Here is a 635-nt window from a genome sequence, read left to right as displayed (position 1 = left end):
GTGTTATTGAGCTTTACTTGTTCAGAGATATTACGACCAAGTTTCTTAATGTCACGGTCGAAGCCGAGTAGCCGATGCTTGAAGTCAACGAGCATACGCCCCATGTTGACCGCGCTTTCAATTGTTATGCTGGTCACCTGAGGAATAATGTCATTCATGATGATTTCTAGAATATCTATTCGCTTAGAGTCACTAGCAACAATATCCTCTGTAATGGCGTTTCGGCTGCTTTCATTCCAGAAACGATACAGCTCCCCGTCACCAAGGTTGAGAATGATAGTTTCCATCTGTTGTATATCTTTTTTACGTAGCTTAGTAAGCCTCTCTAACTCCGGGAGTTTGCTCTCTACATAGCTCAAGAGTGAATTTAAATCGCCGTTATAATCGAGCGCTTCTTGGCTGCCTTCTTCGCCCTCAAACATCACATAGTTAGTTAGGCGAGAGATTGCACTGTCAGCTCGCTGTTTGTGGTTTCTCAAGATAGAGAGCTTCTCATCAAACTCTTTTTTGGTTCGATGAGCTTTGGCTCTCAACTCTTTCAGTTTAGTTTCAAAAGATTCAAACTCTTGATGCACCGTTTCAAGTTCTTTGACCTTAGTATTTCGATCGTCACGTCTCTTAGGATCATCCACTTC

The 635-nt window shown here is 42.4% G+C and carries 1 protein-coding gene; it reads right to left on the bottom strand.

Annotated elements, in window-relative coordinates:
• On the bottom strand, positions 1-635 hold a 635-nt coding region (locus AB4623_RS24250; RefSeq protein ID WP_372147553.1), incomplete at both ends, for an ATP-binding protein.

Source organism: Vibrio sp. 10N.222.52.C12, assembly GCF_041474215.1.
Taxonomy (GTDB): domain Bacteria; phylum Pseudomonadota; class Gammaproteobacteria; order Enterobacterales; family Vibrionaceae; genus Vibrio; species Vibrio crassostreae_C.
The sequence above is the reverse complement of the archived record's forward strand: the minus strand, read 5'-3'. Positions and strand labels throughout refer to the sequence as shown.